General features: G+C 34.1%; 16 protein-coding genes. 13 read left to right on the forward strand and 3 right to left on the reverse strand.

The genetic code is table 11. The annotated features are described in order from the left end of the window. Positions 1 to 18: 18 nt before the first annotated feature. Positions 19 to 1,176 carry a glycosyltransferase family 2 protein gene (locus N4270_RS13935; protein ID WP_260097956.1) on the forward strand — a complete coding sequence of 386 codons (1,158 nt, stop codon included), beginning with the start codon at positions 19 to 21 and terminating at the stop codon, positions 1,174 to 1,176. Here N4270_RS13935 and N4270_RS13940 read toward each other — a convergent pair. Then, entirely contained in the window at positions 1,173 to 1,727 is a 555-nt protein-coding gene (locus N4270_RS13940) for a bifunctional 2-polyprenyl-6-hydroxyphenol methylase/3-demethylubiquinol 3-O-methyltransferase UbiG (RefSeq protein ID WP_260097957.1), read from the reverse strand. The genes N4270_RS13935 and N4270_RS13940 overlap by 4 nt on opposite strands. Before the next feature lie 155 nt (positions 1,728 to 1,882). Continuing rightward, entirely contained in the window at positions 1,883 to 3,682 is a 1,800-nt protein-coding gene (gene typA, locus N4270_RS13945; RefSeq protein WP_260097958.1) for a translational GTPase TypA, read from the reverse strand. Positions 3,683 to 3,993: 311 nt separating this feature from the next. Here typA and N4270_RS13950 point away from each other — a divergent pair, with 311 nt between their 5' ends. Genes N4270_RS13950 through N4270_RS13960 form a run of 3 tightly spaced genes read left to right on the forward strand, consistent with a single transcriptional unit; the run spans position 3,994 to position 5,688 of the window. Then, the gene (locus tag N4270_RS13950; RefSeq protein ID WP_260097959.1) at positions 3,994 to 4,353 is read left to right on the forward strand and encodes a hypothetical protein; all 360 of its coding nucleotides are present in this window, start codon (positions 3,994 to 3,996) and stop codon (positions 4,351 to 4,353) included. A gap of 38 nt (positions 4,354 to 4,391) precedes the next feature. Beyond that, the gene (gene kdsA / locus N4270_RS13955) at positions 4,392 to 5,210 is read left to right on the forward strand and encodes a 3-deoxy-8-phosphooctulonate synthase (RefSeq protein WP_260097960.1); all 819 of its coding nucleotides are present in this window, start codon (positions 4,392 to 4,394) and stop codon (positions 5,208 to 5,210) included. Positions 5,211 to 5,214: 4 nt separating this feature from the next. Next, entirely contained in the window at positions 5,215 to 5,688 is a 474-nt protein-coding gene (locus tag N4270_RS13960) for a GNAT family N-acetyltransferase (RefSeq protein WP_260097961.1), read from the forward strand. A gap of 2 nt (positions 5,689 to 5,690) precedes the next feature. On the opposite strand, the gene N4270_RS13965 is transcribed toward N4270_RS13960, so the two are convergent. Continuing rightward, on the reverse strand, positions 5,691 to 6,050 hold the full coding sequence (locus N4270_RS13965) for a DUF1801 domain-containing protein (protein WP_260097962.1): 360 nt from the start codon (positions 6,048 to 6,050) through the stop codon (positions 5,691 to 5,693). Positions 6,051 to 6,142: 92 nt separating this feature from the next. Between N4270_RS13965 and N4270_RS13970 the strand changes: the two genes are divergently transcribed. From N4270_RS13970 to N4270_RS14010, 9 genes are all read left to right on the forward strand, one after another. Continuing rightward, positions 6,143 to 6,772 carry a hypothetical protein gene (locus tag N4270_RS13970; RefSeq protein ID WP_260097963.1) on the forward strand — a complete coding sequence of 210 codons (630 nt, stop codon included), beginning with the start codon at positions 6,143 to 6,145 and terminating at the stop codon, positions 6,770 to 6,772. A gap of 51 nt (positions 6,773 to 6,823) precedes the next feature. Then, positions 6,824 to 7,117, forward strand: coding sequence for a transcriptional regulator (locus tag N4270_RS13975; RefSeq protein ID WP_260097964.1), 294 nt, complete (start codon positions 6,824 to 6,826; stop codon positions 7,115 to 7,117). 8 nt (positions 7,118 to 7,125) lie between these two features. After that, complete coding sequence (locus tag N4270_RS13980; protein WP_260097965.1) at positions 7,126 to 7,926, forward strand: oxygenase MpaB family protein; 801 nt, start codon at positions 7,126 to 7,128, stop codon at positions 7,924 to 7,926. A gap of 28 nt (positions 7,927 to 7,954) precedes the next feature. Beyond that, positions 7,955 to 9,355: a DUF4173 domain-containing protein gene (locus N4270_RS13985; protein WP_260097966.1), complete on the forward strand. Its 1,401-nt coding sequence runs from the start codon at positions 7,955 to 7,957 to the stop codon at positions 9,353 to 9,355. Position 9,356: 1 nt separating this feature from the next. After that, entirely contained in the window at positions 9,357 to 9,731 is a 375-nt protein-coding gene (locus N4270_RS13990) for a hypothetical protein (protein WP_260097967.1), read from the forward strand. Further along, positions 9,728 to 10,234 carry a Coq4 family protein gene (locus N4270_RS13995; RefSeq protein ID WP_260097968.1) on the forward strand — a complete coding sequence of 169 codons (507 nt, stop codon included), beginning with the start codon at positions 9,728 to 9,730 and terminating at the stop codon, positions 10,232 to 10,234. The genes N4270_RS13990 and N4270_RS13995 overlap by 4 nt, the downstream gene beginning before the upstream one ends. A gap of 285 nt (positions 10,235 to 10,519) precedes the next feature. Next, positions 10,520 to 11,152 (forward strand): vancomycin high temperature exclusion protein, encoded by a 633-nt coding sequence (locus tag N4270_RS14000; RefSeq protein WP_260097969.1) that lies wholly within the window; start codon positions 10,520 to 10,522, stop codon positions 11,150 to 11,152. Then, positions 11,149 to 11,532 carry a DUF2809 domain-containing protein gene (locus tag N4270_RS14005; protein WP_260097970.1) on the forward strand — a complete coding sequence of 128 codons (384 nt, stop codon included), beginning with the start codon at positions 11,149 to 11,151 and terminating at the stop codon, positions 11,530 to 11,532. Before N4270_RS14000 ends, N4270_RS14005 begins: the two co-directional genes overlap by 4 nt. After that, on the forward strand, positions 11,520 to 12,179 hold the full coding sequence (locus tag N4270_RS14010) for a DUF1361 domain-containing protein (protein WP_260097971.1): 660 nt from the start codon (positions 11,520 to 11,522) through the stop codon (positions 12,177 to 12,179). Before N4270_RS14005 ends, N4270_RS14010 begins: the two co-directional genes overlap by 13 nt. Positions 12,180 to 12,181: the final 2 nt, after the last annotated feature.

Here is a 12,181-nt window from a genome sequence, read left to right on the forward strand (position 1 = left end):
AGCATTTGCACAACCACTATGAAATCATCACTAGAATTATCGATAGTAATGCCTTGTCTTAATGAGGAAGAAACACTTGGTATTTGCATCAAAAAGGCACAAAGTTTTCTGAATACTAATGCTGTTTCGGGTGAAATTATTATTGCCGATAATGGTAGTACTGATCAATCTATTGCTATTGCAAAATCGCTAGATGCTAGAGTCGTTCCAGTTGAACAAAAAGGCTACGGCAATGCCTTAAAAGGTGGTATAAATGCTGCCCACGGAACCTACGTTATTATGGCTGATGCCGATGATAGTTATGATTTTGAAGCGCTCTTACCTTTTCTTGAAAAACTCAGAGAAGGTTACGATCTTGTGATGGGAAACCGATTTAAAGGTGGTATCGAAAAAGGCGCAATGCCATTTCTCCATAAATACCTTGGTAATCCTGTGTTATCCTTTATTGGTAGGTTATTTTTTAATATTAAAATCGGTGATTTTCACTGTGGCTTACGCGGTTTCTCAAAAGCAGCATTTCTTCAAATGAATTTAAAAACCACAGGAATGGAATTTGCTTCTGAAATGATTGTCAAATCCAAACTCAATAAGCTTTCCATTACTGAAGTCCCAACAAAACTTCATAAAGACGGAAGAAGCCGACCACCACATTTAAATACCTGGACCGACGGCTGGAGGCATTTGCGGTTTTTATTGCTGTATAGTCCAAAATGGCTATTCTTATATCCGAGTCTGATTCTTCTCTTTTTTGGCATATTAGCATCAATCGCACTCATTATAAAGCCTATAGCGATAGATACTGTTTTTTTTGATGTACACACACTTCTTTACACCTCAAGTATGGCGTTGATCGGATTTCAGTTTTTGGTGTTTTATGCGCTGACTAAAATTTTTGCTGTAGAAAACGGCCTGCTACCCAAAAGCAACCGATATAATTCAATGTTTAAGTATTTAAATTTAGAACGCGGATTGATTATTGGCGCTTTATTGCTTACTCTGGGAATTGTATTAAGTTTTAAAGGCCTATTTTTCTGGGAATCTGTTGACTTCGGAAGCTTAGATACTTCAAAAACATTACGGCTTATCATTCCTGCAGTATTTACGATATTGTCGGGTATTCAAATTATTTTATTCAGCTTATTTTTCAGTATTCTGAGTTTAAAAAGTAAAGACTAACTTCGTTTTTCAAATACGAATAAGTTATTTAATCCAAGCTGAAACTTTTTATGCTTTATTAATCTGAAGTTTTGTTTATCAAATAGATCAAAAACCTCTTCCGACTTGAAACCATAATGTTCTTCAACAGACATTCCATCGATTAGTCTTAACCATCTTAAAACAGCTAAAATATGGTCTACAAATGGTGAGGGAACCGTAATTATAACACGCCCTGAAGGATTCAAATATCTAAAAAATGAAGCATTAAACTGTTGCTGTTGCGGTCTGGGAATATGCTCTAAAACGGCAAGCATTACAACCGCATCAAAGGTTTCATCACTGGCCAAACTTTCAGGAAACAAACCAGAAATCAACTGATGCTTACCCATATTCATATGGGTTTTGAGAAGTGGATCAATTCCTATACTGGGTTTAATAGGTTTATGCGCTAAAGCTTTAAATAAATACCCGTCAAAACAACCAAAATCAAGGATTTTATCATCGGGTCTTATGTAATGGCTTGCTACTTTGACACGCCAATGTCTTAAAACTTTATCTAGAAACTTCATTAATTATCTCTTTGAGCACACGCTTTGCCATTTAACCTTTATAGTACTTCAAAAAACACATGCAAAACGTTTTATTTTCTGTAAATATAGAAAACTCCAAAACAAAAAAAGGAACCCAGATATGGATTCCTTTTGCAATCTATTTCGATCTATTATTAGATACTTTTGTTACGCTTACGCTCAACTTCAGTTAAGAAAATCTTACGTAATCTTAAGTGATTAGGAGTCACTTCAACATACTCATCTTTTTGAATATATTCTAAAGCTTCTTCTAATGAAAACTTAATTGCAGGTACAATTTTCGCTTTATCGTCTGCTCCAGAGCTACGTACATTACTCAACTTTTTAGTTTTAGTAACATTGACTGTCATATCATCACCACGAGAATTTTCACCAATCACCTGACCTTCATAAATATCTTCGCCCGGATCGATAAAAAACTTACCTCTATCCTGTAGTTTATCAATAGAATAAGGAATGGCTTGACCTTTTTCCATAGACACTAAACTTCCGTTTTGACGTTCAGGAATTCCCCCTTTTAAAGGTTGGTATTCTTTAAAACGGTGTGCCATAATAGCCTCACCAGCAGTAGCCGTTAATAATTGGTTACGCAAACCGATGATCCCTCTAGAAGGCACAATAAATTCGCAAACCATTCGCTCACCTTTAGCCTCCATACTTAACATTTCACCCTTACGCATCGTCACCATTTCTATGGCTTTGCCTGAAACGGTTTCGGGTAAGTCAATAGTCATTTCTTCAACAGGTTCGCATTTGACACCATCAATTTCTTTGATAATTACTTGCGGCTGACCAATTTGTAATTCATAACCTTCACGACGCATGGTTTCGATTAAAACCGATAAGTGTAATACACCACGACCAAAAACCATAAACTTATCTGCACTATCAGTTTCTTCAACTCGAAGTGCTAAGTTCTTCTCTAATTCTTTGGTTAAACGATCTTTAATATGACGAGAGGTCACAAACTTTCCATCTTTTCCGAAGAAAGGCGAATCGTTAATAGTGAACAACATACTCATTGTTGGTTCATCAATTGCAATGGTTTTTAAACCTTCAGGAGTTTCCCAATCGGCAACCGTATCACCAATTTCAAAACCTTCTAATCCAACAATCGCACAAATATCTCCAGTTTGAACTTCGTCAACTTTCTTTCGTCCTAAGCCTTCAAACACATGAAGTTCTTTAATTTTCGATTTTACAATACTCTTATCACGTTTTACCAAGGAGATATTTTGTCCCGCTTTTAATTGTCCGCGAGTCAAACGCCCAATAGCAATACGACCCGTAAATGATGAGAAATCAAGTGATGTAATCAACATTTGAGTAGTGCCTTCTTCAATTTTTGGCGCAGGAATATGGTCAATAACCATATCTAAAAGTGGTTCGATGTTTTCGGTTTCATTTTGCCAATCATCACTCATCCAGTTATTCTTTGCAGAACCATAAACTGTTGGGAAGTCTAATTGCCATTCTTCGGCACCTAATTCAAACATCAAATCAAACACTTTCTCATGTACTTCATCTGGCGTACAGTTTTCCTTATCAACTTTATTGATGACCACACAAGGCTTTAAACCTAAATCGATAGCTTTTTGTAATACAAAACGCGTTTGAGGCATCGGACCTTCAAAAGCATCAACCAATAATAACACGCCATCAGCCATGTTTAAAACACGTTCTACTTCACCTCCAAAATCGGCGTGACCTGGTGTATCAATGATATTTATTTTTGTATCCTTATAAATTACAGAAACGTTTTTAGATGTAATTGTAATTCCTCTTTCACGTTCTAAATCATTGTTATCCAAAATTAAATCACCTGTATTTTCGTTTTCACGAAATAGCTGACAATGGTACATGATTTTATCAACCAAAGTGGTTTTACCGTGATCGACGTGTGCAATAATTGCAATGTTTTTAATATTAGCCATAATTGATGCCTTATTTTAAGCGTGCAAAGGTACGTTAAATTCCGATTAATCAATCAATCTTTATAAATAATTAAAATCATGATTTTTATGTTCGTTTCAGAAAGTCTGCAAAACACCTAGCACGAACTAAACTATTGATACTTAAAGCCATTGGTAGGATGTGTTAAAATTTCTGAAGATAGCGTTAATAATTTGTTATACTCACGACCAATTATAATTTCTATACGTATCTTACGTTATAGAATTGATTAATAGTAAATAGCCTCTCAACCAGCCATTTTAGGCAATTTACATCTGAAAAATAGCAACAGATGGAAACAATAAGCAACTATTCAAAATATGTGCCTTACTTTTATTTTTTAACTGTAATCGCCTATTGGTTTACAGACTTAAACAAAAGTTTTGGCCTCACTGCCTACCCTATTCTTTTATTTGGAATTCCTTTTTTATGGCAACTCATAAAACCCAATAGAAAGCTCAACTTTACTTTAGGTATTACCTTTGTATGTTTATCATCGTATATGATATTAGCGTATTTATCAGATATCTTAAACATCGTTAGTCTTTCTGATCAAGTTAAACAGTGGTTATTATTTAGCGGATTATTTATTGTTGGTAATTTTGTCATGGCACTTTGGATGATAAGAAATAGTCTTAATCGAAAGTTTTAATACGTATCTTTGCATCTGAAAATTGAAATACTAAACAGATGCAGTTATCCGAGATTCCTAAACTGAAACATACAAATTCTGACAACTTCTTTTTACTTTGCGGGCCATGTGCCATAGAAGGCGAAGATATGGCGCTTCGTATTGCCGAAAAAGTAGTTACTATAACCGATACCTTAAAAATTCCTTACGTATTTAAAGGCAGTTTTAAAAAAGCGAATCGAAGCCGAATTGATAGTTTTACTGGTATTGGTGACGAAAAAGCGCTTAAAATTCTTCAGAAAGTATCACAGACTTTTGATATCCCGACAGTTACAGATATTCATGAATCTTCAGATGCAGAACGCGCAGCCGCCTATGTGGACGTATTGCAAATTCCTGCGTTTTTGGTTCGCCAAACCGATTTGGTTGTTGCTGCTGCTAAAACAGGCAAAGTAGTCAACCTGAAAAAAGGACAATTTATGAGTCCGGAATCCATGAAACACGCCGTTCAGAAAGTCAAAGATTCTGGAAGTGATAAAGCGTGGATTACCGATCGCGGCACCATGTTTGGCTACCAAGATATGATTGTTGATTTTAGAGGGATTCCAACCATGCGAGCCATAGCGCCAACCGTTTTAGATGTTACACATTCGTTACAGCAACCCAATCAAAGCGTTGGTGTAACCGGAGGGCGACCAGATATGATTGAAACCATTGCAAGAGCTGGAATTGTAAATCATGTAGATGGCTTATTTATAGAAACACATTTTGATCCTGCCAATGCCAAAAGTGATGGTGCTAATATGTTGCATTTAGACAATTTAGAACGCTTACTCACCAATTTGGTTGCGATTAGAAAAACCATCAACAGTTTATAAGTTTATGATTGACGATATCGAAATTAGGGAAGCAACTTTAGACGATTTACCCGAAATTACGTCCATTTTTAGAGACACCATTTTAGCTGTAAATAGTAGAGATTATTCGGAAGCTCAAGTAAAAGCCTGGTCATCTGGTGCCAATGATATTGAAAAATGGGAAGAACGAATTAAAAAAACCTATTTTATTGTGGCTCATGTTGGGGAGACCATCGTTGGTTTTTCTTACCTAACCAAAGGCTATTACTTAGATGGCTTGTTTGTGCATAAAGATTTTCAGAGACGTACTATCGCCTCAAAACTATTGCGTATCATGGAATCAAAAGTATCAATAAATGGTTTTGACACGATTAAATCTGATGTAAGCATCACAGCTTTAGATTTTTTTGATTCACACTTTTACGAAGTTGAAAAAAAGCAAAAAAAGTCACTCAAAGGACTCGTTTTTGAAAATTACATCGTTTATAAAGATTTATAATTCTATTTGAGAAAGGACTTATTTTTATGTTTCTCTACTTCTTTCAGAATCGCAATAAAAAGATCGTCATCAATAGCATCTAAGGTTTTATAACGCATTGATCTTACCACTTTCCGATTTTCAGACACCATATACTCGGTATATTGTGTTAAATGAGCAGAGTGCCAAAAACCCACATCGACATAATCTTTGCTTTGATTGAGGTAGCAAATAGGACGCTTATCAAAATAATAACAGGGAATACGCCATTTGTATTTCAGCTCTGCTTCAGTAAACGTATGCTCAATTAGCATCTGCAAATGCAACAAAATAGATCTGAAGGGTTCGGCTTGTTTTAATATATATGCTTCGGCTGGTTTCATCGTGAAATTTATTTACACATTTAAAATTAACAAAAATTTAATTGCGATTATTCAATAATATTTATTTACTTTGTAATTCAAAGTACTTTACTATGGAATCAAAAAACTATCTACAAGATATCAATGAGATAAAAAACATGATGACTAAATCATCTCGCTTTTTATCCATTAGTGGTTTATCTGGAACGCTAGCAGGAATCTATGCGCTTATTGGCGCTTACCTTGGTTACCAAATTATTTATAAAGATAATATTGTCAATTTTGATGGTTATCGTGCTCTAGTAGTATCGGATCAAGAACTTCTAAACATTTTTATCATTGCTATGAGTGTATTTGTACTTTCGGTAATTACTGGTATTGCATTTAGCTATAGTAAAGCGAAGAAACAAAACGAAAGCATGTGGGATTCTACCTCTAAGCGATTGATCATTAATTTTATGATTCCATTAGCGGCTGGAGGTATTTTCATTTTATTACTTATGGAGAAAAACCTCTATGCCTTTGTAGCGCCTTTGACCTTAATCTTTTATGGCTTGGCTTGTGTTAATGCAAGTAAGTACACATTAGGTTATATTAGATATTTAGGAATTACTGTCATTATTCTTGGCTTATTAGCCACCTATTTTTTAGGTTACGGATTATTCTTTTGGGCTTTAGGTTTTGGTGTTTGCCACATCATTTATGGCACCATTATGCATTTTAAATACGATCGGTTAAATTAGTTATAGTCTTTTTAATTTTAAAAATTTTATACAGAACACAACACATTCAATTTGAGCATCATCAACAACATAAACAAAGCATTTGATCATCGCATTAGATTAGGCATCATGTCAATTTTAATGGTTAATGAATATGCTGATTTTAACATGCTGAAAGAGATGCTTGGTGCAACAGACGGTAATCTTGCTAGTCACACTAAAGCCCTTGAAAAAGCAGATTATATAAAAGTTGAAAAACAGTTTATAGGCCGAAAGCCAAACACGCGCTACTCGACTACTAAACTCGGAAGAGCAGAATTTAAAAAACATATTGAAGCTCTAGAAAAACTGATAAACAAACAATAAGATAACCAATGGAATATTTCGTAGATAAACAGTCGATAGTACGAGAAATTTGGGGAGATAGCGATACAATTCTACTCATTTTTGCTGGAGCTTCTGCAGAGTTTGCATTAAACAAAGCTGTAGATTGGTTATACTTTACTGGTCAACTTCCAAAAGATCCTTTAGGTCGTTTATTCTCTACGGTTTCCTATGCTCGAACCATCGTATTTGCCGAAAAACAAGTTGCTTTTAATGCTATTGACAAAATTAATGCTATACATGGATCGGTTGAAAAAAGTCGTGGTAAGGTCATTCCCAACTGGGCTTATAAAGATGTACTCTTTATGCTTATTGACTATTCTATACGTGCTTATGAAATTTTAGAGAGAAAACTGGAAAGACAGGAACGTGAAGCTGTTTTTAAGGTATTTTATGAAGTTGGCAAACGCATGCATATCTCGGATTTACCTAAAGATTATGAAGCGTTTAAAGTCATGCGTCATGCACATATCAAACAACATCTTTACAATAGTGATTTCACAAAAGATTTATATAAACAATACCGAAAACACTTAGGACTTATACGTTTCAAGCTTCTCATTGAAACTCAAATTATGCTAACACCTCAAACGGTTGTTAGGCTTTTAGAACTAAGAAAAATTTCAATGTTGAAGCCTCTAATTTCTGTGTACAAAATGAGTCGAATCATCAAATTAGATGGTGTATTGAAGTCGGTCATTTTACCATCAGCATACAAAAAACAGATCAAAGCTATGAACATCTCAAAACACAAATCATCACATCGCATTTTTTTTAATCAATCACTTTGAAATACAAAGTACTTTAAATACATAAATTATGAAACCACTGTTCACCATTATCGCCTCAATACTATTTAGTATGCTTTTCTACGGAAAGCATATCGGACTCAACCTCAGCATTTTTTCTGTTCTGGCCATTTTATTCCTAGGTTTATATCAGCCTAAAAAAATTAAGGACAAACGGATTGTATTACACGCACTTGCCTACCTTCTCACAGCTGTAGTAGTCTTTATTCAGCATTCATCATTGGCTATTATTGCAAATTGTGTCGCATTTTTCACTTTGGTAGGCGCCATCTCTAACAGCAACACCTCAATTTACGTGCATTGGCTCAACGGTTTATATACGAGTATTGCCGGATTTTTCTATAGAACTTTTGAAGTGGATTCTGAAGCTGAAAAAGTAAACTGGAAAAAGGATATCGATGTCGTTCATTGGATTAAGCTTATCGCGATTCCGTTGGTATTTATCATCATTTTCATTCTGTTATACAAAAATGGAAATCCCATGTTTAGTGATTTAGTTAATATGATCAATTTTGATTTTATCAATTTTCAATGGGTATTATTTACCGTTTTAGGCTACTTTTTATTCAGTAATATTTCGAAACCTCTTACTGTAGAACCTGCAACTTCAACAGATTTAAAAATTAATAATGACTTATCTAAATCGGATTCATTTTCCGAAGACACCTTAAAAAAAGAAAAACAATTAGGAACCGTTTTATTGGGTCTTCTCAACCTACTAATTCTGTTTTATATCATTACAGATATCACCTATTTGGTCACCACTGAAACTTCTAGTGCTTCAGCCTTATCAAATCAGGTTCATAGTGGAATCAACACACTCATTGCTTCAATTCTAATAGCAATTGTCATTATTCTTTACTTTTTTAGAGGTGACCTCAATTTCTATTCAGATAATAAAACCTTGAAAAACTTAACGTTTTTATGGATTGGACTTAATGTGTTACTCATAATTTTAATTGCCATTAAAAATCAAACGTATATCACATCCTTTGGTTTGACTTACAAACGTATTGGGGTTCATGTGTATATCTTTTTGACACTTGTTGGGCTTGTTACCACCTTTTTAAAGGTGATGAATATAAAAAACATGGTTTTCCTCTTTAGAAGAAATACACAAATTGCCTTTATCGTTCTTTTGCTTTGTAGTACTATTAATTGGGATCGTATCATCACCAAATACAATCTCAACCACGCTGCTGCTTTTGATATGGATTACCTCATCAAACTTTCGGATAGAAATGCCATTTTACTATATCAAAAAAAGGACGACATCGCTATTTCTGATGAAAACAAAAACAGGATTGACACCAAATACAGAGCCTATATCAATAAGCTCAATATAAGAGCATGGCAAGAATATAGTTATGAAAATTTTAATGTTGAACTAGATCCTAAAACTTCAGATTAAGATGAATGTCCCTTCCAATCTCGCAAAATCCTGTAGTCTGGCAACCATTATTTTTTGGGCTGTTATAGCGATTGAACCCATAGAATTTAATGCTTTACCATTTGTAATACTATCTGTAATTCCTGTTTTTTTCTGCACTTCATTAGTGATTGTTCTAACGATTTGTCCGTTTTTTTGGACAGCAAAAACCAAAGGAGCAAATCCGGTTAAAGTCTTTAAAACATGGCATCCCTACTATACAATTATCTGCTTTGGAATAAGTATTTCTGTGATAGTTTTGGCAGATTTTGAGTCTTTCATTATTGCATTTTTCACCTCAGCCTTTATCACGACAAATCAATCTTGGGTTTGGTTTGCAAAAGCCAATCCAAAATGAAACAGTTTAAGCGCTATAGAAAACAAGTTATTGAATGGCTTTTTGAACATACACAAAAAGTGTACACACGTTACTTTAAATCTCATGAACCTTGGAATGTCTCACGTCGTGATTTATTAAACTTTCCAAAGAATTCTTTTGGCTATCATTTAGGTTTGTTTTTAACAGAACATCATTTTGAACTCATTCCTAAAGTAGAACGTCATGATGCTTACCACACCTTAACTGGTTTTGGTATTAAAGTAGAGGATGAAATTGCTTTGCAATGCCTTTGCTATGGTAACGGAAAACGCAGTTTATACTTGTATGGCGCTATGATTTTAGGCATTATCATTCTTCCCGATTATTATAAGTATTATTACAAATCTTATCGCTTAGGACAACAAGCTAATCCATTTCATCACTTTAATTATGAGGAATTATTACCGGTTAATATTACCGATTTAAGAGCTGCTGTTTTCACGGATTCACAACAAAAAAAGCTGAAAATATCATGGCAATAGATCGACTAAAAATGGCGCTATGGACAGCCTTTATCTTTTTGTGTTTTGGAACCCTGCTTTTAATCCTACAACTTTGTTATCAAAAAGGATATAGCATTACAATATTTGGACTCTATTATGTGTTATTTTCAATAGTATTTAATGGTATCATTGTTTTAATTTTACTAGGCGTATTAATTTTTAAAACCAACCGCATAAAAACCTTAAAATCTATAGGCGTTTTATTGCTTAATATTCCAATAGCTTATTTGTATTATCACTTAGTTATTAAAATCCTTATTTAAAATGACAAAAAAACTTAAATGGCTCGCCTTATTAGCACTACTTATAGTAACAGCACTTTTACTCACCAATTACTGGATTAGTTATCAAGCTAAAGACAAACTTTATAGTACTGTTGATACGATTCCGAAGAATAAAGTAGGTTTACTTTTAGGAACTTCTAAATTTTTATCAAACGGAAATATCAACCTCTATTACACTTACCGTATCAATGCTGCAGTAGCCTTGTTTAATGCTAATAAAATAGATTTTATACTCATTAGCGGAGATAATGGCAGTAAATCTTACGATGAGCCTACCACCTTTAAAGAGGATTTAATAGCAAGAGGAATTCCTGAAGATCGTATAGTCTTAGACTACGCTGGCTTTAGAACTTTAGATTCTGTAGTTAGAGCCAAGGCCATTTTTGGTCAAGAATCTATCACTATAATATCACAACAATTTCACAATGAACGTGCACTTTATTTAGCCAGTCACAACGCTATTAATGCGGTTGCTTTTAATGCAAAAGATGTTTCGGGACGTTATGGGTTAAAAGTTCAGCTTAGAGAATACCTAGCCAGAGCTAAAGCATCGAGCGATATTTTATTTAATGTAGAACCTAAATTTTTTGGAGATCCCATAGAAATCAAATGACCATCAAATTCAACAAACCCTTTTTTGCTTCAAGTCTGCTGCTATTTTCAGTAGAAGTCTGTATTGCAGTATTTTTATCCGAAGGTTTTATAAGACACACCTTTGGTGATTTTTTGGTGGTCATTTTAATGTATTGCGCTATCAAAAGTTTTATCAAAGTCAAACCTTTAAAAATTGCTATTGCTGTTTTAGCTTTTGCCTTTTTAATTGAATTTTTACAATGGTTCAATCTCCTCGATTATTTAAACTTAAGACAGAGTTCATTAGCTGTCATTATTTTAGGCAGCACTTTTGAAATTACAGACCTTATCGCCTATACGCTAGGCGTGATTACCATTTATTTAATAGACACTAAAATTAGCATCTCATGGAAACCATAAAAACACTTATTTTCAACAGGTTTAGAATCTTATCATTGCTCACTATTTCTATGGTATTGAGTATTGTATTGCTTATGATTAGAATGAAGCTACATCAGTCATTTTATTTATTGTTTTTAGTATGGAATTTGTTTCTGGCCTGTATTCCGTTTGCTATTACAACAGGCTTGGCAACGACATCTAAAATTAGCAAACTAACTCTGTTTGTTTCTTTTGGCGTCTGGTTATTATTCTTGCCAAACGCTCCATACATTGTCACCGATTTGCTACATTTAATGCATTCTGAACGTCATTTGATGTGGCTGGATGTATTGGTTATTTTATCGTTTGCTTTTAACGGATTGATTCTGTTTTTCTTATCGCTTTCTGATATGGAAACAATATTAAAGCAGCAACTTAAGCCAAAATTTATTGTCCCGATAATGTTGTCTGTTTTTGGCCTAACAGCTTTTGGTATTTACCTCGGAAGGTTTCTAAGGTATAACTCATGGGAAATTATAAACAATCCACTAGGTATTTTCTCTGATATGTTTCAACTTATTTTTGAACCTAACCTTGAAGCCTGGATTTTCACTCTAACCTTTGCCTCTTTTTTAGCCATTAGTTATTGGCTACTAAAAGCTTTTTCTAATTCTAAATGTAACTAATC

Origin of the sequence: Psychroserpens sp. SPM9 (genome assembly GCF_025153525.1) — a bacterium.
In the GTDB taxonomy this organism is placed as follows: Bacteria; Bacteroidota; Bacteroidia; order Flavobacteriales; family Flavobacteriaceae; genus Psychroserpens.

Bases quoted from the DNA above. Each gene is read 5' to 3' on its own strand.
- N4270_RS13935 (WP_260097956.1), top strand. From the start codon at position 19: ATGAAATCATCACTAGAATTATCGATAGTAATGCCTTGTCTTAATGAG.
- N4270_RS14000 (WP_260097969.1), top strand. From the start codon at position 10,520: ATGACAAAAAAACTTAAATGGCTCGCCTTATTAGCACTACTTATAGTA.
- kdsA (WP_260097960.1), top strand. From the start codon at position 4,392: ATGCAGTTATCCGAGATTCCTAAACTGAAACATACAAATTCTGACAAC.
- N4270_RS13965 (WP_260097962.1), bottom strand. From the start codon at position 6,050: ATGAAACCAGCCGAAGCATATATATTAAAACAAGCCGAACCCTTCAGA.
- typA (WP_260097958.1), bottom strand. From the start codon at position 3,682: ATGGCTAATATTAAAAACATTGCAATTATTGCACACGTCGATCACGGT.
- N4270_RS14010 (WP_260097971.1), top strand. From the start codon at position 11,520: ATGGAAACCATAAAAACACTTATTTTCAACAGGTTTAGAATCTTATCA.
- N4270_RS13950 (WP_260097959.1), top strand. From the start codon at position 3,994: ATGGAAACAATAAGCAACTATTCAAAATATGTGCCTTACTTTTATTTT.
- N4270_RS14005 (WP_260097970.1), top strand. From the start codon at position 11,149: ATGACCATCAAATTCAACAAACCCTTTTTTGCTTCAAGTCTGCTGCTA.
- N4270_RS13960 (WP_260097961.1), top strand. From the start codon at position 5,215: ATGATTGACGATATCGAAATTAGGGAAGCAACTTTAGACGATTTACCC.
- N4270_RS13970 (WP_260097963.1), top strand. From the start codon at position 6,143: ATGGAATCAAAAAACTATCTACAAGATATCAATGAGATAAAAAACATG.
- N4270_RS13995 (WP_260097968.1), top strand. From the start codon at position 9,728: ATGAAACAGTTTAAGCGCTATAGAAAACAAGTTATTGAATGGCTTTTT.
- N4270_RS13940 (WP_260097957.1), bottom strand. From the start codon at position 1,727: ATGAAGTTTCTAGATAAAGTTTTAAGACATTGGCGTGTCAAAGTAGCA.
- N4270_RS13985 (WP_260097966.1), top strand. From the start codon at position 7,955: ATGAAACCACTGTTCACCATTATCGCCTCAATACTATTTAGTATGCTT.
- N4270_RS13980 (WP_260097965.1), top strand. From the start codon at position 7,126: ATGGAATATTTCGTAGATAAACAGTCGATAGTACGAGAAATTTGGGGA.
- N4270_RS13990 (WP_260097967.1), top strand. From the start codon at position 9,357: ATGAATGTCCCTTCCAATCTCGCAAAATCCTGTAGTCTGGCAACCATT.